This window comes from Luteibacter rhizovicinus DSM 16549 (assembly GCF_001887595.1).
GTDB classification, from domain to species: Bacteria; Pseudomonadota; Gammaproteobacteria; order Xanthomonadales; family Rhodanobacteraceae; genus Luteibacter; species Luteibacter rhizovicinus.
The window spans coordinates 564,553-590,741 of the sequence record NZ_CP017480.1; the positions used below are offsets into that span (position 1 = coordinate 564,553).

The window sequence follows — 26,189 nt, forward strand, 5'->3', positions numbered from 1 at the left end:
TCACTCTCGTTCATGCGTTCGCCTGCGCGACCTGGGTCGCGTCCTTTGCCGGCGCCGTGGGGCGCCCGGCCAGCATCTGGGCCAGGGTCATGGCGCGCAGCACGCCACCGATAGCCCCGGAAACCGAGCGCCAGCTATCGCTGACACCACATTGGGACTGACGGTCGCACTGGCCCTGGGCCACGCTGCATTCCGTCATCCCGATCGGCCCTTCCATCGCCTCGACGATGTCGGCGAGGCTGATCGCCTCAGCCGGACGCGCCAGGCGGTAACCGCCGTTGACGCCGCGAAACGATTCCACCAGCCCCGCGTGGCCGAGCAGCTTGAGCAGCTTCGACACCGTGGGCAGCTCCAGGCGCGCCTCGTCGGCGATCTGAGCGGTACTCAGAACGTCGGCAGGGTGCGCGGCGATGCAGGTCATCACCACGGTCGCGTAATCGGTCAAACGGCTGACACGGAGCATCGGGGAAGGGGACATTCAATACCGGACCAAAATGGTACTGTTTTCCGGCCGACTGTGCAATGCGAACGGCCCCGACACACCCCCGTAGGAACCGATTTATGTGGGAGCCGCTTCAGCGGCGAATGGGTGCTCGCCAAACCTTGGCCCGCTGCCGCGGGATCGCCGCTGAAGCGGCTCCCACAATCGCTGATGAATCGGCTCCTACAAGGGGTGGGAAATCAGCGGTTGCGTTCGTGGGTTCGGATCGCCTCGATCATGGCGATCAGACGCGAGGTCTCGCCCGCCTCCACCAGATCCTCCGCGGTGCGGAACCCCAGTTCGGCAATGGGATCTTCGACATACCAGGCCCGACGCCGGGCGCGGTTTGGCTCGATGCGGCGCGCGGCGGCCAGCACCCGAGCGGTATCGCAAAGCACGCGAACGGACATGAGGGCAACCTCAGGGGTTGACCGGCAGGCCGGTGGCAGCCCGCCCGTCGCTGTTCGGCACGGTAGGGTGGACCGTGCCCACTCGCCCGTCCTCGACCAGTGCAACTCGGCGCGACGCAGCGGCATCGCGCAGTGCGGCGTAATAGTCGGGCGACTGCTCCAGCTTGTCGGTCAGGGGCAGCGCGCGCGAACGCCCGTCGACGATGCCGCCCGCCGTCCCGGCCAGCTGGAGGTCGCCCACGGTATCTGAGTTGTCGCCCAACCGGTTGAACGCAAGGGTCAGGATGCGCCCGACGGAGTCGCGCACGTTCGACGAGCCGAACACCGGGAGCTCAACCGTATGGCCAGGCCCCATCCCCCAGACACCGAAGGTCTGGCCCAGGTCGGCGGCGTGGTGAGGCATGCCCCAATGGTTCGCGACGTCGAAGATGCCGACCACGCCCACGGTGCTGTTCACGACGAAGCGGCCGGCCGTGTTGAGCGATCGCAGGAAGTTGGCCTGGAGCAGGTCATTGGCAAAGACCAGGGGCTCCTGGAGGTTCTGCGCGAAGTTGCGCACACCGTTGCGCACCGGCTTGCCCAGATGGGAATAGCCCCGCGCTACCGGGCGAAGGACGGCGTGGTCAACCGCCTCGTTGAAGGCGAAAACCTTCCGGTTGATCGGCTCGTCGCTCGCGATGGGGGCGGCCGTGCCCGCTTCGTCCTTCCTCACACCATGGGAACAGGCCGACAGCACCAGCGTGGAGAACAGGGCCAGGAATGTCGGGGTCGAACGCAGGGAAGCAGGCATCGGAATCTCTCGGGTGGCGGGCTTAGCCTGAGAGTGACCACCGTTTGCGTATCGCGTTTTTCCAATTCGCGTCTGGCCGGACATAGTGTTTCCAACCGGAAATAAATGACAAAACACGCCCTCGACCCGATATATATAGCGTCACGCACAACAGAATCCGGCCCACCCATGCAACGCCTTCTCATCGTGGACGACGACGAGGAAATCCGCTCGCTGCTGCAGCGGTTCTTCCTCCGGAACGGGTTCGAAACCGATATGGCCGCCTCGGGAAAGGAGATGGACACCCGGCTCGCGAGGGCGTCGTACGATCTCGTCCTGCTCGACGTCATGCTCCCCGACGAGGACGGCTTCAGCCTGTGCAAACGGATCCGGGCAGCGGGACGGATGGCGATCATCATGGTCACGGGTGTCGTCGAAGCGACCGACCGCATCGTCGGCCTCGAACTCGGCGCCGACGATTACGTGACCAAACCCTTCGACGCCCGCGAACTACTCGCCCGCGTGCGCGCCGTGCTCCGTCGCAGTGAGACGTCGCTCGCACGGGAGTCGCTCGCCAGTCATTCGCCCACGCTGTGTTTCAGCGGCTGGCGGCTCGATATCGTGCGTCGTGAGCTTCGTTCGTCCGACTTCACGTTGACGCCGCTCTCCGGCGGAGAGTTCGAACTTCTCGTCGCATTCGCACAGCACCCGCAACGTGTCCTCACGCGCGAGCAGCTTATCGACATGTCGCGCGGGCCCGCTCACGAAGCCTTCGATCGCAGCATCGACGTGCAGGTAAGCCGGCTGCGCCGCAAAATCGAGGAGGATCCCGGCGATCCGGAAATCATCCGCACCGTGCGCAATGTGGGCTATCTGTTCGCCTCCACCGTGGAACGCCAGTGATCCGCCCCGGGCGCTGGGCGTCCGACACCATCGGACGATGGTTCGCCATCAACATCGTCGTCGCGGTGATCATCGCGGCGGGCATGAATGCGGCGTTCGTCGCCGTCGCGGGCGTATGGGCGAAGCCGGGCATCGACGAGACCGGCATCGTCGACCAGGCCGTGGCCATCGTCCGCGTTCTCGACGGCATGCCTCCCGCCTTGCGACCGCAACTTGCTGCCTCGGCGAACAATCCGACCTACCGCGCGACGTGGCTGCCGAACGATGCGGCGCTTCCGATACCGATCGCCACGTCGACATTTCATATCGGCAGGGAAAAGGTCAGGACACTGCTCCGACGCCCAGACGCCCGCGTCCTGGCCTACGAGCCCGGCGACCCCGGCCTGCATGGACCGGAAGATCACTACGGACTAGCGATCAGCCTGTCGGATCGATCATGGGTCCTCTTCGTCACCTCCGAGCGCAGTTGGGGACTGGGCGGTGGGAAGCGCAGCCTGCTCACCGCTGCTTTCATCGTGGCATGCAGCCTGGTCGTGGCGGCCCTCGCCAGCCGGCGCCTGGCGCGACCCATGGAGCGCTTCGCGCGACAGGCCCAGCGCTTCGGCACGGATGTGAACGCGCCGCCCGTCGAGGCGACCGGCCCCCTGGAGATCCGCCTCGTCGGCCAGGCCTTCAACGAAATGCAGGCGCGGGTGCAGCGTTACGTCGCCGACCGGACCCACATGCTTGCGGCGATATCGCACGACCTGCGCGCACCACTCACGCGCATGCGGCTGCGTGGAGAGTTCATCGAGGATGAGGAGCAGCAGCGAAAGCTGTTCCGCGACGTGGACGAAATGCAGGCGATGGTGAACGCGTCGCTGAACTTCTTCCGTGACGACAGCGAGCAGGAGGTCGCGACGCGTTTCAACCTATCCGAACTCGTCGACACGGTACTGGACGACTTTCGCGACGCTGGCGACGACGTCACATTCCACGCTGGGGAAAGCATCGCCTACGTGGGCCGTCCGCTTACGCTGCGTCGCGCGATCGCGAATCTCGTCGAGAACGCGATCAAGTACGGCACTCGCGCCAACGTGCACCTCGCTTCGAAAGCCGAGTGGGTCGAAATCACGATCGACGACGACGGCAACGGCATCCCGGAATATCTTCGCGAAGATGTCTTCCGCCCGTTCTTCCGTGTCGAGAGCTCGCGCAACCGGAAGACGGGCGGTGTTGGCCTGGGGCTGGCCGCTGCGCGCTCGGCGGTGCGCGGGCATGGCGGGGACATCTCACTGGAGAGCCGTGAGTCAGGCGGCCTCCGCGTCTGCGTGCGGCTACCGATCATCAGTGCGGTCAGCTAACCGCCTGCCCCGGCGGTCAATCGCACCTTTTCCGGGACTATATAGCCCGATGTTGGTGCAATGCCGTTGGTCGCGTCAGGAAAACGCTGCCCTCTGCCGCACCGCACAAGGGCTGTAGCGTCTCACTACCCACTGGCACGCATCCTGCTCTTTCCCCTCATACAACCAAAAGGGGAACCGCGGCACATGAAGTGGATCAACGCCATCATCAAGCCGTTCACGCTGGACGACGTCCGCGAAGCCCTTGCCGAAGCCGGGGTGCAGGGCATGACCGTGACCGAGGTCAAAGGGTTCGGGCGCCAGCACGGGCATACCGAGTTGTACCGGGGTGCCGAATACGTCGTCGACTTCCTGCCCAAGCTGAAGATCGAGATCGCCGTCACTGACGAGCAGCTCGAACGGGCCGTCGAGGCGATCATGAATGCGGCAAAGACGGGCAAGATCGGCGACGGCAAGATCTTCGTCATCGATCTGGAGCAAGCGATCCGTATCCGCACGCAGGAGGTCGATGCCGATGCGCTCTGACGCCCTCTTCCCTAGAGTCGCCGCAGCGGCGGCGCTCGCCGCACTGCCCTGTACCGCCTTCGCCCAGGCCACCGCGCCCGCGAAGCTCGACTCCGGCGACACAGCCTGGATGCTCACGGCCACGATGCTCGTGCTGCTGATGACCATTCCGGGCCTCGCGCTCTTCTACGGCGGCATGGTCCGCGCGAAGAACCTGCTCTCCGTGCTGATGCAGTGCTTCGCGATCACGGCGCTGGTCACCGTCCTGTGGGTGGTCTACGGCTACTCCCTCGCGTTCGACACCACCGGCATGACCGCCGGCACGACCAACCTGCACTCGTTCATCGGCGGCCTCGGCCACGGCATGCTCGCCGGCCTGACGCCGGGCAGCCTCTACCAGACCGTGCCCGAGGCCGTGTTCGTGATGTTCCAGATGACCTTCGCGATCATCACGCCCGCACTCATCGTCGGCGCGATTGCCGAGCGCATGAAGTTTTCCGCCCTGCTCGTCTTCACGGCGCTATGGTTCACCTTCGTCTACCTGCCTGTCGCGCACATGGTCTGGGGCGGACCCGGATCCTTCCTCGGCGACCTCGGCGTGCTCGATTTCGCGGGCGGCACCGTGGTGCACATCAACGCCGGTATCGCCGGCCTGATCGGCTGCCTGGTCATCGGCAAGCGTCGCGGTTACCCGACCACCGCGATGCCACCGCATAACCTTGGCTACACGCTCGTCGGTGCGAGCATGCTGTGGCTGGGCTGGTTCGGCTTCAACGCGGGTTCGGCGGTCGCCGCTAACGGCAGCGCCGGCATGGCCATGCTGGTGACGCAGATCGCCACGGCCGCGGCGGCTATCGGCTGGACGGCGATCGAGTGGATCATCCACCGCCGCGCCAGCGTGCTCGGCATCGCCTCGGGCGCCGTCGCCGGCCTCGTCGCGATCACACCGGCAGCGGGTACGTGTGGTCCGGGCGGCGCACTAGTGCTCGGCCTCATCGCTGGCTTCGTCTGTTTCTTCAGCGCCACGACTCTCAAGCGCAAGTTCGGCTACGACGACTCGCTCGACGTCTTCGGTGTGCACGCGGTGGCCGGCATCATCGGCGCCCTGCTCACGGGCCCGCTTGCCGCGCCGACGCTGGGTGGCTTCGGCACGGTGACGGATCTGGGGCTGCAGCTGTGGATCCAGTTCAAGGGCGTGTCGTTCACCGTGGTTTACAGCGCCGTGCTCAGCTACGTGATCTTCAAGGCGATTGCGGTGACGATGGGCTTGCGCGTGGACGAGGAGCAGGAGCAGATCGGTCTGGACCTCGCGTTGCACGAGGAGCGGGGTTACAACCTGTCTTGAACTGATGTTGTGTGGGAGCCGATTCATCGGCGATCCCTCAGCAGCGGGCCGGGTGTCGGCAAGTACCCGATCGCCGAGGAATCGGCTCCTACAGGAAGCGAAAAAAGAGCCGGCTAAGTGCCGGCTCTTTTCTTATCCGCTCAGGCGATCAGCGGTTGACCCAATGGCACTGGCGGGTGTTGTGGTAATGGCCGTGGTGGTCGGACACGCGCACGTTGTGGCAAACCTGGTGGCGATGATGCGGCGGATGATGATCGTCGGCGTTGGCGGCCAGCGGTGCCATGATCGCGGCGCCCATCACGAGTAATGCCACGATACGCGAGCGATGGCGGGTGGTGGTTCCGGCGGTTTTGATAGTCATGCTGGTCTCCTCTGTGGGAGCTCAACGTCGCTGTTCTTGTGTGACGAGTCAATACTTACGGAATGCGCATGCTTTGCTGCATTCAGCTATGTTCATGCGAGGCGAAATAGCGCAAGTTATTGCGCTTTTCTGTAGCTGTTGCTGGCTGCGTTGTCGCTAGCACCCATCGCCGATGAATCGGCTCCTACAGGGCTGCCGCAGCATGGACCCTCTCACAGGCGACCGTCGACGCTGTCTTGGGGAAGGACGGATTTGACGTCGTAGACGACGGCGCCCTGCTTGCCGAAGCCACGAATGGTTTCCGGGCCGAAGGCGCGAAACTCGTCGTGCGCGACGGCGATGATCACCGCGTCGTAGACACCCTCTTCGATCGCATCGATCGTACGCACACCGTATTCGCGCGCGCACTCCTCGTTGTCGACCCATGGATCGTAGACATCGACATGCGCCATCGACTGCTTAAGGTCGCGCACGATATCGATGACACGCGTGTTACGGAGGTCCGGGCAGTTTTCCTTGAAGGCGAAACCGAGAACCAGCACGCGCGCATCGACGATGTGCAGCCGACGCTCGCTCATCAGGCGAATGACGCGGTCTGCCACGTAAGTGCCCATCCGGCTGTTGATACGGCGCGCGGCGAGGATCAGCTCCGGGTGATAACCGGTGACTTCCGCCTTGTGCGTGAGGTAGTACGGGTCGACGCCAATGCAATGCCCGCCGACGAGACCAGGCCGGAACGGCAGGAAGTTCCACTTCGTACCCGCCGCCTCGAGCACTTCGCCGGTGTCGATGCCAAGCCGGTTGAAGATCAACGCAAGCTCGTTGACCAGGGCGATGTTGACGTCGCGCTGCACGTTCTCGATGACCTTGGCCGACTCGGCAATACGGATCGACGAGGTCTTGTGCGTGCCCGCGTGGATGATCGTGCGATAAAGCGCGTCCACGCGATCGGCGGCCTCGGGCGTGGAGCCCGAGGTGAGCTTGCGGATGTCGACGACGCGGCGTGCGTGGTCGCCCGGATTGATGCGCTCAGGGCTGTAGCCACAATGGAAGTCGACGTTGAAGACCAGGCCTGAGCCGGCTTCGAGGATCGGCACACAGATCTCTTCGGTCGTCCCCGGATACACCGTGGACTCGAAGATCACCAGGTCACCAGCGCGAATGACTCCGCCGAGCATGCGGCAGGCCTTTTCCAGCGGCTCGAGATCCGGACGCTGCGCCTCGTCGATCGGCGTGGGTACGGTGACGATGTAGACGTTGCGGTCCGCCAGGTCGGTGACGTCGCCGCTGTAGCGCAGGCGGGCGGCGGCCGAGAGGGCGTCGCCGGTGACTTCCATCGTGTGGTCGCGACCGGCACGGAGCTGCTCGAGCCGGTGCGGATCGATGTCGAAGCCAAGCGTGTCGAAGTGCCGGCCGAACTCGACCGCCAGGGGCAGGCCGACGTAACCGAGACCGATGATGCCGATCCGTGGATCAGGAGTAAGAGCCATGGGGCGCCCGGGCGTCCAAAAGAAACGAAGCGTACACGGCGGAGCGGCGGCGTAGTACCACCGCTCCGCCCTCGACCTCAGGGACGGACCGCAGTCACCTCGATCTCGACCAGGAAATTCGGGCTTGCCAGCCCGGCGACCTGCATCGCAGACCGGGAGGGCAGGTTCGGCTGGGCGGGGGTACCGAAGAATTGCGTGTAGCCCGCCATGAAGCCGGCGAAGTCCATTTTGCCGCCCTTGGCCGGGTCACCCACCAGGAAGACCTGCATCTTCACCACATCGCCCAATGACAGGCCCATACCCTTGAGCTGCTTGTCGATCGAGGTCAGGACGCCGACGGTCTGGGTACGGGTGTCACCGTAGGCCTGCGGCGTGTCCTTCGGCGCACTGGCGTCGGCCACGGGAGGCACGGCCCCACTGAGGAAGACCAGGGTCTTGCCCGCCGGCACCTCCACCGCCGCCGAAATCGGGAACGTGCTGTTCGGGATCTTGTGGCGAACCACGTCGGCGGCAAACGCGGGCATCGCGGCCATGAGCAACAGGGGGACGAGGATCACTCTCTTCATCATGCTCACATGCCCTCCTCGGGCGGCTTGGCGGGATGGAACGGCTTGATGTCTTCGGCGCGAAGCGTGTCGGTGTACGCGTTGCCGAAGTGCGTGCGCACGTAATTCACCACGTCGGCAATCTGCGCATCGGATAGCCCACTGCCGAACGATGGCATCGCGCCGCGCCCATTGACCACCATCACGACCGGATAGGCCGCGGCGGCAAGCTTCGGATTGTTCGCCAGCGCCGGGTAATGCCCCGCACCCACCGCACCCCTGCCGTCGGGCATGTGGCAGCCCTGGCAGATGTGGGTGAATAGCTGTTCGCCCGTGGCGTGCGGGATGTCCTTGTTGGCGATGAAGTCGGGATCGCTGACCTGCGCGCGTGCCGCGCTCGCCGCCATCAGGGCGAGTGTCGTGACGTAGCGCCTCATGAGTGACCTCCCGCGGCAGCGCGTGCATGCAAGGCATCGATCGCCGACAGCGACGACAGAATCGCGCCCTCCTGCCACGCCGGCAGGTAGGAAGCATGCTCGCCCGCGAGCACGATGCGACCGTCCATCGAGCAGATGTCCGCGTAGTGCTTTGCGCGACTCGCATCGTTCCAGCCACCGAAACAGCCCAGCGTGAAGGGCGAACGATGCCAGGCCACGGCGATGCCGTTCTCGAACGAGCCCTTGTACTGAGGGTGGATCATCGCGCCGTACTCGACACCCTTGCGCACGCGCTCGGCCGGCGTGAGCGCGGTGAACTCGAAGGCCTCGGTCGAGAAGGTATACGACCCCAGCAACACACCCTTCTTCGTGCCGAACCCGTGGCTGGGGTACGAGATCATGCCGATCGGCAGGTCGGTACCGGTGATGCCACCGTAGATGGCTTCGTCTTCTTCCCAGAAGCGGCGATCGAACTGCAGGCCGATCTTCGACGATGCCCAATACGGTACGGCCGAGATCGCCTCGACCTTGGCCGCGGACACCTGGATCGGAATCTGGCTGAGGATGGACAGCGGGATCGTGCAGACGCACCAGTCGGCTTTTGCCTGCCGGGACTGACCCGGCGATCTGGCGTCCTCGTAGGTCACGCTGACGCCGTGTTCGTCCTGGGCGATCGCCGTCACTTTCGCGTCATAGGTCACGACCTTGCCGATGCGCTCGACGAAGGCTTTCGAGATGGCGTCCATGCCGCCGATCGGCTGCATCAACGTCGTCTGGTATTCCTGCTGTTCGTTGATGCCCAGTGAGCCCCAGAGCTTTGCCTGGAGCACGTCGGACAAGCCATTAGGCTTGGAAAACTGCGGTTTGCCATCCGGGCCGCCTCCCGCATGTTTAGCGAAGCCGCGACGCTCGCTGCTGGCATGCCCCTCGACGTACCGAAAGTCCTTGTCGAGTCCGCCCATCACGCGCAGCGCTTCGAGCAGGGCTTCGCGATCCTCCTTGCTCACCAGGTCGTCGAGGCGGCCCTTGTCGCTCGCCTTGGCCAGAAGCTCCGCGATGCCGCCGTTGAGGTCCGATTGCACTTCGCGCAGCCGCTGCGGCTTGCCACCGTACGCGGTGGCGCTGTGCAGGTAGGCGTTGTGATTGACCTGCACGAAGGGTTCGAGCGGAATGCCGAACTGCCGACAGTAATCGAGCACGCCATGATGGTGGTAAGGAATCCGCCACGGCCCCGGGTTGAAGTACAGCCCCTTGTCGAACTCGCAGACCTGCTTGTATCCGCCCAGCTCGGTGTAGACATCGCCGCCGCGCAACGTCCAGTTACGACCGCCGGCGCGCGCGTTGTACTCGAGTACCTGGACCGTGTACCCCGCCTTGCCCAACTCATAGGCAGCCACCAGGCCAGCCAGTCCGGCACCGAGAATCAGCACCGTTCCCTTCCCCGTGCCCTGCAGGCTCGCCGGCCGTCGATAAGGTGACTCCGCTGCGAAACCCAGGTTATTCATGGCCTGGTACATCAGCGCGCCACCCCCGGCAACGCCGATCATCCGAAGCAGATCACGACGCGTCATGGACGCGGACTTACCGTCGTCTTCCATCCACCCATCCCCGAAGCTACCCCGTGCGGTCAAGATAACCACACGTTGCACTGCACAACAACTGCCATCGGCGTGCACCAATCGGGTGCTATGACAGGCCGGCTCAAACCCTCTAAGCTCATCGGCAGCATCGATGCCCCGAGCCTGTATGAACCTCACCGAAGACCGTTCCGCCGCGCGCCTTGCCTGGGCGCGCCATGTCACCGGCCAGCACGATCTCGCGCTGGAAAGTGCCTCGGCCGATGCCAGCTTCCGCAGTTACTGGCGCGGCTACGTCGACGGCCAACCGGTCATCGTCATGGACTCGCCGCCAGACAAGGAAGATCCCGCACCCTGGGTCGCCATCGGCAAGCGGCTGGCGGACGCCGGCCTGCACGTACCCACCGTGATGATCGCGAACCTGGAGCAGGGTTTCCTGCTCATCGAAGACCTTGGCACGCGCACTTACCTCCCGGAACTCGACGATCGCACGGTCGACGCCTTGTATGGCGACGCACTCGACGCGCTGCTGCGCATGCAGATGCACGTGAGCACCGAAGGACTACCGGCATTCGATCACGCATGGCAGACCATGGAGATGGAAATCATGCCGGCATGGTTGCTCGAGAGGCATCTCGGCGTGACGCTGGCCTGTGGCGAGTGGGATGTCGTCGAGAACGCGTTCACGGCCATCATGCACGCCATCGCCGAGCAGCCGCGCGCCTTCATGCATCGTGATTTCCACAGTCGTAACCTGCTGGTGACCGCCGAGCGCTCGCCGGGCGTGATCGACTTCCAGGGCGCCATGTCCGGCCCGATCACCTACGACCTCGCCTCCCTGTTGCGCGACGCCTATATCGTCTGGGACAACGAACGCGTGGAAGGCTGGGTGGAGGCCTATCGCCTGCGCCTGCTCGACGCGCACCTGCTCGACGAAAGGGTCGACACCGATCGCTTCCGTCGCTGGTTCGATCTGACCGGCCTGCAACGCCACATCAAGATCCTCGGGCTGTTCTGCCGGCTGTGCTATCGCGACGGCAAGCCCGGTTATCTCGATGACCTTCCGCGTGTCCTGCGTTACGTCCTGGACACGGCGCGCCGGCATGCCGACATCGCGCCGCTGGCGGACCTCATCGAAGCGAAGATCGGCCCGCGTGACATCCGTATCCCGGTGACCGCATGAGGCATGCGCTGATCCTCGCCGCCGGACTCGGCGAGCGCATGCGTCCGCTCACCACGCATACGCCGAAGCCGCTCCTGGAGGTTCATGGCAAGCCGCTGATCGTGCATCACATCGAAAAGCTCGTCGCCGCCGATGTACGCTACATCGTCATCAACACCTCGCACCTGGCGGAACAGTTTCCCGACGTCCTGGGTGACGGTTCGCACTGGGGCGTGCGTATCCGCTACTCGTACGAAGGCCCCGTGCCGCTGGAAACCGGCGGCGGCATGCATAAGGCCCTGCCCCTGCTGGGGCCCGAACCGTTCCTCGTCGTCAGTGCGGATATCTGGAGTGAGATCGACTATGCCACGCTGCCCCGCGAACCCGCGGGCGTGGCTCACCTGGTCATGGTCGGCAATCCCGATTTCCACCCCAAGGGTGACTTCGCACTCGAGGATGGACGTCTATATGAAGGCGACGGCCCGGCCGGCGCGGAGCGCCTGACCTTTGGCAACGTCGGCGTCTATCGCCGCGAGATCGTCGAGAACGAAGTCGCAGGACGCTTCAAGCTGTTGCCGATGTACCAGCGGGCCATCGAGGCGGGCCGGCTTTCAGGTGAAAAGTACGAGGGCTTCTGGCGCAACGTCGGGACGCCAGCGCAGCTCGATGAGCTGCGCGAAAACCTGGATTCCCGACGCGCGTGATCAGACGTACGTGATCGGCTGAGGATTACTGGATCGTTTCGGTGCTCAGTGCACGTAGTCGCTCATGGCCCATGGCGAACGCTTCGTTGAATGCACTGGTGATGTCGTCGAAGTCATTGGTGCCGGTGTTGGTTTCGATCTCTTCGCCGACGTGATCCAGGATCCGGTAACTCGACCGGTAAACCTGCCCACCGCCGTCGTCGTGATACTTCACCGCCTTGGCCACCACTCTGAACTTACTGTGATTTTCCATTGCGCTTTTCCTTCCCCTGTATCCCGATACTGACCGGGGAAGGTGACGGTTGCAAGTGACCCGGATTACCCGCCCGGTGCAGCTTCAACGGCAACCGGCATGGCGCTGCCGACCGCTGACGACGGCGTCACGGATGGCGCGCCGGGAACACCACCATTCACATGCTCGGCTTCGGCCGAGTGCAGCGACGGTACGGCGGGAAGCACCTTCTCCTCGTTTGCCACTTCCGTGGACAAGGCCGCCCTGGCGGCCTCGTTCGTCATCACCACGATGCTGATGCGGCGATTGATCGCCGAGGACGGATCGGCCTTGTCGAACGGCACCGACGCTGCGAGTCCGACCACGCGGGCCACCTTGTCCGGCTGCATGCCGCCATCGGTGAGCGTACGACGGGCGGCATTCGCACGATCGGCGGAAAGCTCCCAGTTTCCGTACGCACTGTCCGCACGAATATACGGCGCGTTGTCCGTATGTCCGGAGATACTGATCTTGTTCGGCACCTGGTTCACGAAGCCGGCCAGTTCGTGCAGGATCTGCACGGTGTACGACTTGAGCGCGCCGCTACCGGTGTCGAACATCGGTCGGTTTTGCTTGTCGACGATCTGGATGCGCAGGCCTTCGGAGGTGATATCGATCAGCAGCTGGTCCTTGTAAGGCGCCATGGCCTGACTCTTGGCGATCGCCTCGGTCAGGTCTTTCATGAGCTGCTCGAGGCGACGCTTTTCCTTTTCCTTGGCCAGCTTGTCGATGTCCGAGGCGCTGGGTTTGGCGAAAGCCTGGTTGTCGCCTGGACCCTTAGGCAGATCCAGGGCGCCGCCGAGCTTGATCATGCTGGTGCTCGCGCCGCCAGGCCCCATCTTGCCCGAGGGCGCCATGGTGGACTGGCCCTGGGTCATGCTTGGATTCTTGAAGTATTCGGAGATCGCCGCGCGCTGCTGCTTGGTGCCGGCGCCGACCAGCCACATGACCAGGAAGAAGGCCATCATGGCGGTGACGAAGTCGGCGTACGCCACTTTCCACGCGCCGCCGTGATGTGCGTGACCACCACGTTTTTTCTTGCGAACAATGATGACTTGCTTCAGGTCACTCATGAGGACTTACCGGGCGCTCTTCAGATGCGCTTCGAGGTCCTGGAACGACGGCCGCGACGTGGTCTGCAGCGACTTGCGGGCGAACTCGACGGAAACCATCGGGTTGTAGCCACGCAGGTTGGCCAGCAAGCCCACCTTCACGCACTCGAATGCACGACCGTCCGTGCTCACCCGTGCTTCCATCGCCGCAGACAGCGGGCCGATGAAGCCATAGGAAAGCAGGATGCCGAGGAAGGTCCCGACCAGGGCGCCGGCGATATGTTCACCGATCACCGCCGCGTCGCCGTCGATGGACTTCATGGTGATGACGATGCCGAGCACGGCGGCAACGATACCGAAGCCCGGCAAGGCGTCGGCCATTTTCTGCACGGCGAGCGCCGGTGCCAGCGCCTGGTGGTGATGGGTTTCCAGTTCGACGTCGAGCAACTGCTCGAGCTCGTGAGGATCCATGCTGCCGCCGACGATCAGGCGCAGGCAGTCCGTGATGAAATCGATGAGGTGGTGCTCGGCGATCAGGCGCGGATAGGCCGAGAACAGGCTGCTGTTGGCCGGGTCCTCGATGTGGGACTCCATGCCCAACTGCCCTTCCTTACGCATCTTGGTGAAGATGTCATACAGCAGGGACAGCAGGTCGATGTAGTCCTGCTTGCGGTAGCGCGGCCCCTTGAACAGACCGATGGCATCGCGCCCCGCACCCTTCACGATGTCGATCGAGTTGGCGCTGACAAAGGCACCCACGGCGGCACCGAAGATGATCAGCAGTTCGTACGGCTGCCACAGGGCGCCGATGGATCCGTGCGACAGCACGTAGCCGCCAAGTACGGAAACCAGGACGACGATAAAACCGAAGATCACCAACATGACGTACTTCCTTCCAGTCGTTTTTCTTATCGGCCAGCTTGGCTAGAAATTAAGGAACTTCGTCACGATTTCTGAACGATTCACTCAGGCAAGTCGAGCGGCTCGGGGTAACGCGGAAACACCAGGCGGATTCGCGTACCGACGCCCGCCTCGCTCTCGATCTCGATGCCTCCACCGGCCTGCGCCACCGTGCCATAGACCTGGGCCAGGCCCAGTCCCGAACCGCCTTCCTTGGTCGTGAAATACGGCTCGAAGAGGCGCTGCCGGACATCTTCCGCCATACCCCCGCCCGTATCCGTCACGCTGACGAAGATTTGCCGGGAAGCGGCACGTTCGCGCATGACCTCGCCGGTGGACGCGCCACCCATGCGCTCGCCGACCTCGATCACCATCTTACCCATACCTTCCATGGCGTCGCGCGCGTTGAGGCAGACATTCATCAAGGCCTGCTCGAGCCCGTGTCGGTCCATCCACACGGGCAGCGGTCCCGGCTGGCGAAAGACCTCGATGGCAATGCGCCCACTCATGCCGTGCCGGGCGAAATCCGCGAAGCCCTCGACGAGGTCGCCCAGGTCGAAGGGCTCAGGACGGGCCTGCTGGTTCCTGGCAAAGGCAAGCAGCCGCCGGGTCAGTGCCGTCGCGTGACGGGCGCCCTCGACGGCGTAGGTCAGCATGCGCCGGTGACGCGGTGCGAGTTCGTCGACGTCGTCCTGCAAGCCAGACAGGCTGACGATCACCGTCTGCAGCATGTTGTTGAAGTCGTGGGCGATACCGCTGACCAGTTGCCCGATCGCCTGCTGCTTCTGGGCCTGGCGCGCGCTCGCCTCGGCGAGATCGCGAGCCCGGTCAGCCATGGCCAGCTGTTCGCTGACACCCGCCAGTGACGTCTCCGCCTCGCGCCGGGCGCCATGTTCGGCCTCCCATCGCTCGAGCAGACTGCCGTACTGGGTCGTGGCGCTGGCCGAACGGGCCACCGACTCGTTCAGGCGATCCTGCAGCAGCTCGTTGATCGCCTCCAGCGCCGCTTGCAGGGCCACCCGCTCGGTCACGTCGCGGCTGATCACGATGAAGTGGTCGAGGGTGTCGTTGCAGACCACGGGGGCGACCATCACCTCCCACCAGCGCGAGGTACCCGCCGCGGTGCGCCGGGAGCTGACGAAATCCACCCGCTCGCCTGCCGCCGCCCGATCGAGCGCCCGCGCGACCATGTCGCGTGCCTCCACCGGCCAAAGATCCAGCCACCGCATTCCCAGCAGGTGATCGACGCCATCGGGTGCCAGTGCCGCGCAGCCAAGACCTGCCACGAAGCGTATGACGCCGTCGCGGTCGAGTTCCTTCATGCAATCGGCGGAAGCCTCGACAAACTGCCTGTACCGCCCGTCCCCATTGCTCATGGCGCGCCCGTTGTCCCCTAGCCTGTGCCTTGCTATGACGCGCCGCGACATGCCTTCGTGTCAAGGCATATCTGTCACGTCGCCGCCACGACAGCAAGCGGAAATTGTCGGTCATCGCCCTGACGGATTACCCATGACCGCCACCGGACATGTATTAGTCGTCGAAGACGACCCCCACGTGCTCGACATCACCAGCTACATGCTGGAGCTGGAGGGTTACCAGGTACTCACCGCGATGAACGCGAACGAGGCCCTGACCCTCCTCGGCACCCACCGGGAGGTGGACCTGGTGCTCACCGACGTCAACATGCCCGGCGACATGGACGGAATCGACCTCGTGCGCGAACTGCACCGGCAGGGCAACCGGGTAAGGTACGTGGTGGTGTCAGGGGATGCCCTGCACGCCACGGAACGGCTGGGTCAGCTAGCTGCGTTCCTGGCCAAGCCCTACGACCGCCGCAGCTTGTTGAAGGCGGTCGGCGACGCCATGCCCCATTGACCGTGCATCACGCGTGGCGGTAGTCGTCGTCCTCATCGTCTTCGTCTTCGTCAGCCTCGGCACGCTCCTCGCCCGGCTTCTCATAGCCCGGCTTGTCGTCGTCGAAACCGGTTTCGCCTTCGGCGAAACGCGGGGCACCCTCTTCATCCACACCCTCGACCAGACCTAGCGCCTTCTCCGCCGCCGTGGCGGCGCTCGCCTCGTCGCGGAAGCTGCGGTTGTCGTAGACCGAAAAGTAGCTCGGGAAGCCCCCGGAGGCCGGATGCGACGACAACAGCGCAGCAAAGCGAGAGCCGTCCTTGGTGGCGCTACTGCGCAGGGTGAAGCCGGGAAATTCGCGTTCTGCCATGGGTGGAACCTCATCAGGGGTGGAAATTCTAGCCCAGCCGGGACCTTGCAGGCTTTATCTGGAAACTGTGAAAGCCATCACACCCTTCATTCAGCCAATGGGCACTTGCTCCGTAGGATCTTGTAGGGTATTTCCTACATCAAGCGGCCTCACACAGAATTCACGATGGCCGCGAAACAGGGGTAACAGGGGCAGTATCCGCATGAACGTCATCACCACCACGCCGCCTTCCCGGCGTCTGGCGTGGACCGTCTCGGCCGTATTAGCAATCGCCGGCATCATCGGCCTGGCGCTCGCGCCACGGGTCGCCGCCGCGATTCCGAAGACGGCGATACAGATGGTCTACGCCTGGCTTTGCGCGTCACTCGTGGGCTCCGCCTACGTGGTACTGACGCTGGCCAACGACGCTGAAGGCGCCATCGAGGACAGGGACGAATTCTGATCTCAGGGATGGGGTGTGACAGAAAAACCCGCCGATGTTGGCGGGTTTTTTTTGCTGTTCGTCGGCGATGGCACTGCCGCTTGCGTGGGGATGTAAGGCGCAGTGCCTTCGGTGCCCACCCTCGCTGGGGGGCTTGAGGCAAAGAGCCTTCGGTGCCCACCCTCGCTGCTCAGACAGGTCCTCCGCGTTCCGTATCGGAAAGGCCGCTAACGCGGCCATGTATCTATTTGGCCTGCGGCCGCTCCACTTGTGCGGAACTCGCCTCGAGGGTGGGCACCGAAGACTCTCCCCATCCTTGAGGTTCGTGCGGGTCGAGCCGACGAAGCAAGGCCGCTTTGGCTGCTGGCTCGTCGCCATCGCCAAACGGTCGACCTTGCGCGCTGATCGCGATCGTCCGCGCGAGACCGCGCAGCGGCGAGGAAGGCGTTCACCGAGCCGGACTACGTACCCAGTACGACTGCTGTGACGGCCGGTGTCGGCGGCTACACCGACGCTAACGGCTCGCCGTCCCGCTAACCGTATCGTCGTGAGAGACCTTGGTGTCCACCCTCGAGGCGAGTTCCGCACAAGTGCAGCGGCCGTAGGCCAGATAAGTACACGGCCGCGTTAGCGGCCTTTCCTTTACGGAACGCGGAGGACCTGTCTGAGCAGCGAGGGTGGGCACCAAGGTCTCCTGCGCGCGACGCCCAAGTGTACGCAGCGACGGCGACGGCGAAGCCGAGCCCCCCCCCCCCCCCGTGAGGCAGCAGGGCGAGCCCGCGAACAAGGCACCGCCCATCTCGGAATTGTTCTAAGAACCAAAAAAAACCCGCCAATAAAGGCGGGTTCTTTCGTCGGATGTCGGGCATCGATTTACGGACGACGCTCCAACTCCGGGTCTTCCTTGCTGCGCGGCATGAGGTCCTTCTTCGACACGCCCAGCCAGAGCAGGATCGGGCTGGCGATGAAGATCGAGGACAAGGTGCCGACCAGGATGCCGATGAGCATCGTGATCGCGAAGCCGTGCACGACCGGGCCACCGATGAAGAACAGCGCCGCCATCGTGATGCCGGTGAACAGCGAGGTGATGATCGTTCGCGACAACGTGCTGTTGATCGAACGATTGAGCACTTCTTCCGGCGTCGCGTTGCGGCTGGCGCGGAACAGTTCGCGGACACGATCGAACACGACCACCTTGTCGTTGATCGAGTAACCGACCACGGCGAGCACCGAGGCGAGCACGGTCAGGTCGAAGTCGCGCTGGGTGATCGCGAAGATGCCCAGGGTCACCAGGACGTCGTGGATTTCGGTAGCCAGCGCCGCGAGGGCGAAACGCCATTCGAAGCGGAGCCACAGGTAGCCCATGATGCCGATGATGACGAAGGCCACGGCGACGACGCCGTCGCTGCGCAACTCTTCACCGACCTGCGGGCCGACGAAGGAGCGGCTCTTCTGGATCACGTCCGGACGGGTGACCTTGAGTGCGGCGACGACGTCGCCTGCCACCTTGGCAGCGGCTTCATCGCCGGTCAGCGAGACCGAGTTCTTGTCGTCCTTGGGCTGCATGCGGATGGTGAAGTCACGCGTGCCGCCGACAGCCTGGACCAGCGGGTTCTCGAGGCCGGACTTCTCCAGTGCCGCGCGAACGTCGGCCGGATCGATCGGGGCCTGGTACTCCACCTCGACGGCGACACCACCGACGAAGTCCTGGCCGTAGTTGAAGCCCTTGGTCAGGATCAGGCTGATCGAGCCGATCATCAGCAGGATGCCGAGACCGATGCTGAAACGGCGCAGGCCGAGGAAGTTGAAGTTCGAATTGTGGTTGAAGATTTCCATGGCTTCCTCCTCAGACCGACAGGGTCTTGAGCTTGCGGCCGCCGTGGATCAGCGCGGTGATGGCGTGAGTGACCGTCACCGACGTGAACATCGACGTGAGGATACCGATGAAGAGCGTGACACCGAAGCCCTTGATCGGGCCCGAACCCATGGTCATCAGGCCGAGCGCGGCGAGCAGGTGGGTCACGTTGGCGTCGAGAATCGTCGCCCAGGCCTTGTCGTAGCCGGTGCGGATCGCAGCCAGCGGCGAGGAACCGTTGCGCAGTTCCTCACGGATGCGTTCGCAGATCAGCACGTTGGCATCGATCGCCATACCGAGTGTCAGCACGATACCCGCGATGCCCGGCATCGTCAGGGTGACGTGGATCATCGACATGACGGCGATGAGCAGCACCAGGTTGAAGAACAGGGCGACGTCGGCAACGAGACCGAACAGCTTGTAGTAGATGGCGGCGGCAACCAGCACCAGGCCGAGGCCGAGCATGACCGCCTTGAAGCCCTTGTCGATGTTGTCCGCGCCGAGGCTCGGACCGATCACGCTTTCACCGACGATGTCGATGGGCACGGCGAGCGAGCCGCCGCGCAGGAGCAGCGCCAGCTCCGACGCTTCCGAATCGCTGGGCAGGCCGTTCGTCGAGAACTGCTTGCCGAACGGCGAACTGATATTGGCGTAGTTGATCACCTCTTCGGTGATCTTCGGCGTCTTCACTTCCTTGCCGTCGACCATCTTCGTGTCGGTGGTCCGCGTGATGTAGAGCACGGCCATCGGCTTGCCAACGTTGCCGTTGGTGAAGTCCTGCATCTTGCGTGCGCCGGCACTGTTCAGCGAGACGCTGACATTGGGCGTGCCGTTCTGCTGGTCACGGCCGGACACCGCCGAGGTGAGCTCGTCACCCGTCGCGATGATGGTCTTGCTGAGCAGGTACGGGCGGCCTTCACGGCCGTAGTAAAGCTTGGCATCCGGCGGCACGCTACCCGAACGGGCGGCATCCGCCGCCTGCTGCGGCGTGTACAGGCCGGCGCGGTACTGCAGCGTGGCCACGGCACCGATGATCTTCTTCGCCTCGGCGGTGTCCTGCACGCCGGCGAGCTCCACCACGATCTGGTTGGCGCCCTGCTGCTGGATCAGCGGCTCGGAGACGCCCAGCGCATTGACGCGCTGACGGAGCGTGGTGAGGTTCTGCGTGATCATGCTCTGGGAGAGCTCACGCAGCTTGGTCGCCTTGATCACCGCGTTGAGGATGAAACGATTGCCCGTGGCCGCGCCATCGGCGACGGTGAGTTCCGGATAATCGGTGGCGATGAGCGTGGCCGCGGCCTGGCGATCGGCATCCGTACGCAGAACCACGCTGACGCCCTGGCCGCGTGCATTGCGATTGACGGCGTCGTAGGACACCTTCTTCTCGCGCAGCAACGCCCGGATGTCGTCGGAATAACGCGTTTCCTGCGCATCGACGACCGCGCCCTGGTCGACTTCCATCAGGAAGTGCACGCCGCCCTGCAGATCGAGGCCGAGCGGCATCGAGAAGGCGTTGATCGACTGCAGCCACGCCGGCACCGTCGACGCCTGGTTGAGCGCGACGGTGTAATTCTCACCCAGCGTCGTCCGCAGGGCGTCCGATGCCTTGGTCTGTGCGTCAGCCGTCGCAAAGCGTGCCAGCAGGCGGCTGGTCTTCTCATCGACGTCGATCACCGAGGCCGGCGTCTTCGCCGTGGCGAGGATGCCCTCGACCTTGGTCTTCAATGCCGCATCGACGGTTGCGCCGCGGTTACCCGAAATCTGCACCGCCGGTTGGGGCGGGAAGACGTTCGGCAACGCGTAAACGATGCCGAGCAGCAACACGATCACGACCAGCGCGTATTTCCAGCGTGGAAAATCACTCATGCCTTGCCATTCCATGAAAAGCGGCCACAAGCGGCCGCGGCTGACGCCGTTGAGACAAAGCTCAGGACTTCTTGAGGCTGCCCTTCGGCAGCACCTGGGTGATCGAGCCCTTCTGCACCTGGACGACGGTGCCCGGGGCGATCTCCACGCGGACGAAGGACTCGCCCACTTCCTCGATGCGGCCGGCGAGACCGCCGCCCATCACCACTTCGTCGCCCTTGGCGAGCGCGGACAACAGGTTGCGGTGTTCCTTCTGACGCTTCATCTGCGGGCGGATCATCATGAAATAGAAGATGCCGAACAGCACCGCCATCATGATCAGCGGCGAGAGGCCCAGTGCCCCACCCTGGGAGGCCCCGGCAGCGGGAGCGGTGGCCTGTGCAATGGCGGCGAAGGTCGGAAGGCTCATCGTCAATTCTCGCAAGTCATGGAACAGCCACGGAAAAGCGGCTGCTCACGTAAAAAGATCGTGGATTATGCCACGCACCCCGGTGCTTATGTACCGCGCCCCGCCAAGGCTTGGGGGCGCCATGCGACGCCCGCAAGCCCGCCAGGTCAGCCGTCGACCTCGGCCTTGCGCCGTGCCGCGTAGAAGTCGGCGACGAAATCGTCGAGCGTGCCCGTCTCGATCGCGCCGCGCAGGCCGGCCATGAGCCGCTGGTAGTGACGCAGGTTGTGCATCGTCGCCAGCTGGCTGCCGAGGATCTCGTTGCAGCGGTCCAGATGACGCAGATACGCCCGGCTGAAGCCGTTGGCGCAGGCGTAGCAGTCGCAATCTTCCTCGATCACGCGCGTATCCATGGAGAACTTCGCGTTACGGATGCGTAACGTGCCTTCCCGGGTGAACAGAAAGCCATTCCGGGCGTTCCGCGTGGGCATGACGCAGTCGAACATGTCGATGCCTCGACGGACGGCCTCCACGATGTCCTCGGGACGGCCCACACCCATGAGGTAGCGCGGGCGGTCCTTCGGCAGCACGTGCAGCGTGAGGTCGAGGGTGTGGTTGCGCTCGGCCTCCGGCTCACCCACGGCGAGACCGCCCACCGCATACCCGTCGAAACCGATTTCGATCAGGCGCTCCGCCGACCGGTGACGCAGGTTCTCGTAGGTGCTGCCCTGGACGATGCCGAAGAGCGCATTGGGGTTCTTCAGGTCGTCGAAGGCCTGGCGCGAGCGTTCCGCCCAGCGCAGGCTGAGCTCCATGGAATCGGAGGCGACCTTCTCGGTGGCCGGATACGGCGTGCACTCGTCGAAGATCATGGCGACATCCGAATCCAGGACCTTCTGGATACGCATGGACTCCTCGGGCGACAGGAACACCTTGGAGCCATCCACCGGCGAGGCAAAGGTCACCCCTTCCTCGGTGATTTTCCGCTTGTGCGCCAGCGAGAACACCTGGAAGCCGCCGGAATCGGTAAGGATCGGCTTGTCCCAGCCGATGAACTTATGCAGGCCGCCGAATTCGCCGACGATCTCCAGGCCAGGACGCAGGAACAGGTGGAAGGTGTTGCCGAGGATGATCTCCGCGCCCGTGTCGAGCACGTCGCGGGGGGTCATGGCCTTGACGGAACCGTAGGTGCCCACCGGCATGAACGCCGGGGTTTCCACGGTGCCACGGCCGAATCGGAGACGGCCACGCCGGGCCGCGCCATCGGTGGCGAGGAGGTCGAAAGGGAGCTGGGTCATCCGCCCATTCTACCTTGGACCCACTCAGTGAGCAGTCTCGCGCCCGGTAGGAGCCGATTTATCGGCGATGGGTGCTGGCCCCATCCCTGCCGGCTGCCGCCGGATCGCCGATAAATCGGCTCCCACAGATGGCGAGCCCCTAAAGTTTCGTAAGTTTCCGCCGATCTCCTAAGCCACAGGAGCGCGTCCAGCCGGACTCGCCCAGGCCCTCGGGAGGACCTGCCCTTGATCATCCAGCCGACCAGTATCGCTGCCCAGTTGTGGGCGGGCGCGGTCTCGGGCACCACCGCCGCCGCGGATACGTGGCGCGTGGGCACCCTGCTGACGGCTCGGATCATGGGGCAGACCGACATCGGCAAGCTCCTCCTCGACATCGGCGGCCTGACCGTCGAAGCCGACGCCGCAGGGACATCCCTCCCCCAGCAATTCCAGGTTCGCGTGCTGACCCAGGGCACCCAGCCACAGCTCGAGGTGCTCCCGGGTGTCGTGGACGACCGCGTCGCCATGCAGGGCCTGCGCGAGCGCCTGCCCTTGCAGAACGGCTACGCCCAGTTGCTCGGCGTCTTGTCCGCCCTGGCCAGCCGACCGATCGCCCGGACACTGCCGGCGACCCTGCGCGCAGCGCTGGCCACGCTGGAAGCGGCGATCAGCAAGCCGGACGACGTGAGCACGCCGCTGGGCATGAAGGAAGCCATCGCCAGGAGTGGCGCGTTCCTCGAAGCGCATCTGGCCGAGCCGAAGGAAGAAACGCCGGCGGCCGACGATTTCAAGGCGGCACTGCTTTCGCTTCGCCGCGCACTCACCGATCTGCCGGCCGCTCGCCCCGCGCCCCGTCCCGGCGCGGACGGCATGCCGGGGCGTCCGCTCAGCGACACACCGCCGCCGCTGGCACAGCGTGCCCTCGTGGCCCAGCCACGCGCCGCCGCGCTCGCCGAACTTGCGGTGACCGAAGACAACGTCGATGAGCTCGTCGGCCAGTTGCGTGGCGACGTGCGCGCGGCTCTCTCCCGCGTCGAGATCGGCCAGCTGGAGTCGCATCCGCAGGCCGGCCTTTGGATGATCGAGATTCCGCTAGCCGGTGTGCGCGGCTACGACGTGCTGCAACTTCGCATCGAAGAAGGCAAGCCGAGTCCCTCCGAGCCGGAGGGCATGTGGACGGTCGGCTTTGCCATCGATCCGCCGACGCTGGGCGCCGTGCAAGGTGAGATCCAGCTTCGCGTACCGCGCGTGTCGGTACGTCTGTGGGCACAGCACGGCGAAACCGTGTCGCGCCTCGAAACCGAATTCATGTCGTTGCGCAGGCAACTCGAAAAGAGCGGCCTGCAGCTGGACCACTTCGCCTGCATGCACGGCCTTCCCGTTCCGACCAGCGCTTACAGCGCCGTCCTTCTCGAAGCACGCGCATGACCCAGTCCCTTCCGTCACCACGCCGCAGCGTCACCCTGCGCCTCGCCTCACCCACCAGCAACGGCAGCAATCAGCGCATCGATGCCGCCGGCGTGAAGTCGATGCTGGAGCGCGCGCAGGCGCTTGGCCTCGCACCGCAGCTCGACCCGCAGATCGCGACTTTGCTTGCCGCCGTGCGGTTGCGGGACGATGTGCCGCCGGAGTTGTATGCGGCGTTGGCCGCCGTGGTCGGGACGTTGTTGAGCGCGACGCGGGATTGATTGCTGGCACCCAGAGCCGCTCGCTAGCGCACACGATTGATCGCCAGCGCCCATCGCCGATGAACCGGCTCCTACGCAAAACCTGCGCAGCAATGTAGGAGCCGATTCATCGGCGATGCTTTAGCGCACGGCCAAAAGACTCACCACCAGATATCGTTTCTCAGCAGATAACCTCGCGTCGAGCGCAATGTCTCAACCCCATTGGGTCCTGGGACATACTCGGTAATCTCACCTTGTATGTAGCGCTGCACCAACCAGCCACCCATGCGGTAGGGATGCTCCGCACTCCGCCAGCCGGTGAGGCTGGTCGTCTCGACGTCGTGGAGAAGCGACATCAGCTTCACTGAATCGTCGACGGTGTCGGAAAGCCCCGCATAGTCGATAGTCGGCATTTTAGGGTCGTCGAACGCTTGCCTACCTATCAGGGTGCCATCTGCACTTCGGATGCCGTGATCGGTATCGTAGGATCGGACGACCTGCTGATTGAACCCGTCGGCGAGTCTCCCGAGCGAGCCACCCGCATTGAGAACCTGTTCAATCCACGCACGATCCTCGGCCCCCAGCTTCGTGTCCACGACGGACAAGATGCCCCTATGGCTCACCAGATCGAACGGTTCAGCCATGACATCCGGCCTTGCTCGCCTCATGCAAGTCAACGTGAAAGCGAGAGGGCGCGCGAGCCGTTCGAAGGCTTCACCGACATCGGCGATGTTCTCCATCTTTCCGAAGACGGATGCAATGCCGTCGTAGTCGCTATGTTCGACATGCGGGACGAACGCGCTTTCGGAGCGCGCTTCGATTTGCGGCGCCATCTCTGGCGCCGCCCGCATCGAGAGAAACAAGGTCGTGGCATCGATCCTCGTCATGGACGATGTTTCCGAGGCTTCGCAAGATCCAGAGGCTTCCGATATGCCCGATATGTCTCCTGGCAGACATGCTGGAAAGCCGAAGCCGAGACCGTGGCACTCTTGCCATCCAGCAAGGCCATGACATACGCAGTGGGAACGTAAGTAATGTCCCAATAGTCTGGATGATTGGAAGGGCGATTCATCCGGATGGGGCCCACCATCCCAATGCCTGCGCATGGACCTATAGGCAGCCGCGCACTGAATTCGCCTCGCGCATTGGTGAGACCGTCGACCGTCGCCAGAGTGATCCTTCTCTTCGTGGCGGGGTCGTAGTCTACGGCGACCAACCTAACGTGCTCTCCGGCGGGAGCACGCGTCGTCTCGTCACTGTCGAAAACAACCGCCGTGACATCGATCTGGCGCGCCGCATTTGCCCCTCCGGGGACCGGCGTCACCCCTTCAGGCACCGGGAACGGCGTCTCCTTACCGGGAGCGAGGTGACTAATGTTTTCACTGCTGCCCGCAGTGGCGATAATGCTCCGTGATGCAGGATCGAAGGTATGCAGTGTGTAGCTCCCTACCGTCTGTGTACTACCCTCTTTCCATCGCGCACGAAGAATCAGGGGAACGGTCATTGATGCGGAAACCTCGATAGGCCCGCTCTGTGGGACAACGACCCAACGGCCCCTCGAGAGAACTTCGCACACGACATCCCCTGATCCACCGCAGCTCAGCCGGGCGGACGACTGTTGCTTACCTACCGAGACGACGTAGAGGTCCACATCGGACGCCGAGTCCAGCGTGGCCTCGATATGCTGGTTTCCCTTGAGAACCGAGGGGTGCTCCGGGGTGTCGTTCGGCTCGTAGATGTCGGGGTTCGCGACGACCTCCGCCTGAAACTGGAACGGAACGCCCGGCTGAATGCCTTGACCACCGAGCATCAGCAGCCAACGCGTGAGAGGCGGCGCTATCGCTTGCAACAGTGAATAGGTACCGCCGGAGACATCGGATGCGGCGGCCACCGTCGTTCCGTCATCATTGACCCTGATCAGGTGCACATCGTGCGCGCCATCCACCGGGAGTCCAGCGACGACCACGTTGAGCTTGGCGGCTTGCTCCGCCGCTTCCGTGACGAACTGGAAACATTCCGTCATGGCGCTTGATTCCACTACCGCGTCGTACGCTGGCCCGATCTGTGCCTCGGTACACCCCGCGACGGGCGCCGCCTGAGTGACAGTCCCGGCACTAAGGGGATCGACGATGACTGAACCAGCACAAGCCGCCGTTGGCAGCGACAACGCCAGTAGCGCGCACACGGACGAATAACGCTTTCGCTTCATGGCCCTTCCTCCTGAATGGTTCATCCAG

29 protein-coding genes are annotated in these 26,189 nt (G+C 64.1%); 10 read left to right on the top strand and 19 right to left on the bottom strand.

The window, feature by feature from the left end; all coding sequences use genetic code 11:
* Positions 1-10 precede the first annotated feature (10 nt).
* The 3 genes from BJI69_RS02685 to BJI69_RS02695 form a co-directional block, all read right to left on the bottom strand.
* Positions 11-463, bottom strand: a complete 453-nt coding sequence (locus BJI69_RS02685; RefSeq protein ID WP_046965989.1) for an SUF system Fe-S cluster assembly regulator — start codon at positions 461-463, stop codon at positions 11-13.
* A 218-nt stretch (positions 464-681) separates the two neighbouring features.
* Entirely contained in the window at positions 682-891 is a 210-nt protein-coding gene (locus BJI69_RS02690) for a hypothetical protein (RefSeq protein ID WP_046965990.1), read from the bottom strand.
* Between the two features lie 10 nt (positions 892-901).
* Positions 902-1,681, bottom strand: coding sequence for an MlaA family lipoprotein (locus BJI69_RS02695; protein ID WP_046965991.1), 780 nt, complete (start codon positions 1,679-1,681; stop codon positions 902-904).
* 168 nt (positions 1,682-1,849) lie between these two features.
* Between BJI69_RS02695 and BJI69_RS02700 the strand changes: the two genes are divergently transcribed.
* From BJI69_RS02700 to BJI69_RS02715, 4 genes are all read left to right on the top strand, one after another.
* Positions 1,850-2,563 carry a response regulator gene (locus BJI69_RS02700; protein ID WP_046965992.1) on the top strand — a complete coding sequence of 238 codons (714 nt, stop codon included), beginning with the start codon at positions 1,850-1,852 and terminating at the stop codon, positions 2,561-2,563.
* Positions 2,560-3,906, top strand: a complete 1,347-nt coding sequence (locus tag BJI69_RS02705) for a sensor histidine kinase (RefSeq protein WP_211258450.1) — start codon at positions 2,560-2,562, stop codon at positions 3,904-3,906. Before BJI69_RS02700 ends, BJI69_RS02705 begins: the two co-directional genes overlap by 4 nt.
* 186 nt (positions 3,907-4,092) lie before the next feature.
* The gene (locus BJI69_RS02710; protein ID WP_046965993.1) at positions 4,093-4,431 is read left to right on the top strand and encodes a P-II family nitrogen regulator; all 339 of its coding nucleotides are present in this window, start codon (positions 4,093-4,095) and stop codon (positions 4,429-4,431) included.
* Entirely contained in the window at positions 4,421-5,755 is a 1,335-nt protein-coding gene (locus BJI69_RS02715; RefSeq protein WP_078023440.1) for an ammonium transporter, read from the top strand. Before BJI69_RS02710 ends, BJI69_RS02715 begins: the two co-directional genes overlap by 11 nt.
* A 148-nt stretch (positions 5,756-5,903) precedes the next feature.
* On the opposite strand, the gene BJI69_RS02720 is transcribed toward BJI69_RS02715, so the two are convergent.
* From BJI69_RS02720 to BJI69_RS02740, 5 genes are all read right to left on the bottom strand, one after another.
* Positions 5,904-6,116: a hypothetical protein gene (locus BJI69_RS02720; protein WP_046965994.1), complete on the bottom strand. Its 213-nt coding sequence runs from the start codon at positions 6,114-6,116 to the stop codon at positions 5,904-5,906.
* Between the two features lie 212 nt (positions 6,117-6,328).
* Positions 6,329-7,606: a nucleotide sugar dehydrogenase gene (locus tag BJI69_RS02725; RefSeq protein ID WP_046965995.1), complete on the bottom strand. Its 1,278-nt coding sequence runs from the start codon at positions 7,604-7,606 to the stop codon at positions 6,329-6,331.
* A gap of 77 nt (positions 7,607-7,683) precedes the next feature.
* Positions 7,684-8,175, bottom strand: coding sequence for a RidA family protein (locus BJI69_RS02730; protein ID WP_046965996.1), 492 nt, complete (start codon positions 8,173-8,175; stop codon positions 7,684-7,686).
* Between the two features lie 2 nt (positions 8,176-8,177).
* The gene (locus BJI69_RS02735; protein ID WP_046965997.1) at positions 8,178-8,588 is read right to left on the bottom strand and encodes a c-type cytochrome; all 411 of its coding nucleotides are present in this window, start codon (positions 8,586-8,588) and stop codon (positions 8,178-8,180) included.
* A complete protein-coding gene (locus tag BJI69_RS02740; protein WP_046966013.1) occupies positions 8,585-10,159 on the bottom strand; it encodes a flavin monoamine oxidase family protein in 1,575 nt (524 codons plus the stop codon). Before BJI69_RS02740 ends, BJI69_RS02735 begins: the two co-directional genes overlap by 4 nt.
* A 175-nt stretch (positions 10,160-10,334) precedes the next feature.
* Here BJI69_RS02740 and BJI69_RS02745 point away from each other — a divergent pair, with 175 nt between their 5' ends.
* Positions 10,335-11,348: an aminoglycoside phosphotransferase family protein gene (locus BJI69_RS02745; protein ID WP_046965998.1), complete on the top strand. Its 1,014-nt coding sequence runs from the start codon at positions 10,335-10,337 to the stop codon at positions 11,346-11,348.
* Positions 11,345-12,031, top strand: a complete 687-nt coding sequence (murU, locus tag BJI69_RS02750) for an N-acetylmuramate alpha-1-phosphate uridylyltransferase MurU (RefSeq protein ID WP_046965999.1) — start codon at positions 11,345-11,347, stop codon at positions 12,029-12,031. The genes BJI69_RS02745 and murU overlap by 4 nt, the downstream gene beginning before the upstream one ends.
* Before the next feature lie 25 nt (positions 12,032-12,056).
* Here murU and BJI69_RS02755 read toward each other — a convergent pair whose 3' ends face one another.
* From BJI69_RS02755 to BJI69_RS02770, 4 genes are all read right to left on the bottom strand, one after another.
* Positions 12,057-12,284 carry a hypothetical protein gene (locus BJI69_RS02755; RefSeq protein ID WP_046966000.1) on the bottom strand — a complete coding sequence of 76 codons (228 nt, stop codon included), beginning with the start codon at positions 12,282-12,284 and terminating at the stop codon, positions 12,057-12,059.
* Positions 12,285-12,349: 65 nt separating this feature from the next.
* Entirely contained in the window at positions 12,350-13,375 is a 1,026-nt protein-coding gene (motB, locus tag BJI69_RS02760; RefSeq protein ID WP_078022980.1) for a flagellar motor protein MotB, read from the bottom strand.
* A 6-nt stretch (positions 13,376-13,381) separates the two neighbouring features.
* Positions 13,382-14,236, bottom strand: a complete 855-nt coding sequence (motA, locus tag BJI69_RS02765; protein WP_046966001.1) for a flagellar motor stator protein MotA — start codon at positions 14,234-14,236, stop codon at positions 13,382-13,384.
* Positions 14,237-14,316: 80 nt separating this feature from the next.
* Positions 14,317-15,576, bottom strand: a complete 1,260-nt coding sequence (locus tag BJI69_RS02770) for a sensor histidine kinase (protein WP_046981084.1) — start codon at positions 15,574-15,576, stop codon at positions 14,317-14,319.
* Between the two features lie 187 nt (positions 15,577-15,763).
* Between BJI69_RS02770 and BJI69_RS22585 the strand changes: the two genes are divergently transcribed.
* The gene (locus BJI69_RS22585; protein WP_046966003.1) at positions 15,764-16,129 is read left to right on the top strand and encodes a response regulator; all 366 of its coding nucleotides are present in this window, start codon (positions 15,764-15,766) and stop codon (positions 16,127-16,129) included.
* A 7-nt stretch (positions 16,130-16,136) separates the two neighbouring features.
* Here BJI69_RS22585 and BJI69_RS02780 read toward each other — a convergent pair whose 3' ends face one another.
* On the bottom strand, positions 16,137-16,478 hold the full coding sequence (locus BJI69_RS02780; protein WP_071924864.1) for a hypothetical protein: 342 nt from the start codon (positions 16,476-16,478) through the stop codon (positions 16,137-16,139).
* 202 nt (positions 16,479-16,680) lie between these two features.
* Between BJI69_RS02780 and BJI69_RS02785 the strand changes: the two genes are divergently transcribed.
* Positions 16,681-16,920: a hypothetical protein gene (locus BJI69_RS02785; protein WP_046966004.1), complete on the top strand. Its 240-nt coding sequence runs from the start codon at positions 16,681-16,683 to the stop codon at positions 16,918-16,920.
* An 852-nt stretch (positions 16,921-17,772) separates the two neighbouring features.
* On the opposite strand, the gene secF is transcribed toward BJI69_RS02785, so the two are convergent.
* The 4 genes from secF to tgt all read right to left on the bottom strand — a co-directional run bounded on the left by secF (position 17,773) and on the right by tgt (position 22,306).
* Complete coding sequence (gene secF, locus BJI69_RS02790; RefSeq protein ID WP_046979717.1) at positions 17,773-18,735, bottom strand: protein translocase subunit SecF; 963 nt, start codon at positions 18,733-18,735, stop codon at positions 17,773-17,775.
* A gap of 10 nt (positions 18,736-18,745) precedes the next feature.
* Positions 18,746-20,620 carry a protein translocase subunit SecD gene (secD, locus tag BJI69_RS02795; protein ID WP_046969441.1) on the bottom strand — a complete coding sequence of 625 codons (1,875 nt, stop codon included), beginning with the start codon at positions 20,618-20,620 and terminating at the stop codon, positions 18,746-18,748.
* 61 nt (positions 20,621-20,681) lie between these two features.
* The gene (yajC, locus tag BJI69_RS02800) at positions 20,682-21,029 is read right to left on the bottom strand and encodes a preprotein translocase subunit YajC (RefSeq protein ID WP_046969442.1); all 348 of its coding nucleotides are present in this window, start codon (positions 21,027-21,029) and stop codon (positions 20,682-20,684) included.
* 146 nt (positions 21,030-21,175) lie between these two features.
* Positions 21,176-22,306 (bottom strand): tRNA guanosine(34) transglycosylase Tgt, encoded by a 1,131-nt coding sequence (gene tgt / locus BJI69_RS02805; protein ID WP_046969443.1) that lies wholly within the window; start codon positions 22,304-22,306, stop codon positions 21,176-21,178.
* 225 nt (positions 22,307-22,531) lie between these two features.
* Here tgt and fliK point away from each other — a divergent pair, with 225 nt between their 5' ends.
* Together fliK and BJI69_RS02815 are read left to right on the top strand one after the other, a co-directional pair.
* Entirely contained in the window at positions 22,532-23,713 is a 1,182-nt protein-coding gene (gene fliK / locus BJI69_RS02810; protein WP_046969444.1) for a flagellar hook-length control protein FliK, read from the top strand.
* Positions 23,710-23,973: a hypothetical protein gene (locus BJI69_RS02815; protein ID WP_046969445.1), complete on the top strand. Its 264-nt coding sequence runs from the start codon at positions 23,710-23,712 to the stop codon at positions 23,971-23,973. Before fliK ends, BJI69_RS02815 begins: the two co-directional genes overlap by 4 nt.
* A gap of 140 nt (positions 23,974-24,113) precedes the next feature.
* On the opposite strand, the gene BJI69_RS02820 is transcribed toward BJI69_RS02815, so the two are convergent.
* Both BJI69_RS02820 and BJI69_RS02825 read right to left on the bottom strand, forming a co-directional pair.
* The gene (locus BJI69_RS02820) at positions 24,114-24,839 is read right to left on the bottom strand and encodes a hypothetical protein (protein ID WP_046969446.1); all 726 of its coding nucleotides are present in this window, start codon (positions 24,837-24,839) and stop codon (positions 24,114-24,116) included.
* Complete coding sequence (locus tag BJI69_RS02825; RefSeq protein WP_181016737.1) at positions 24,836-25,975, bottom strand: hypothetical protein; 1,140 nt, start codon at positions 25,973-25,975, stop codon at positions 24,836-24,838. Before BJI69_RS02825 ends, BJI69_RS02820 begins: the two co-directional genes overlap by 4 nt.
* Positions 25,976-26,189: the final 214 nt, after the last annotated feature.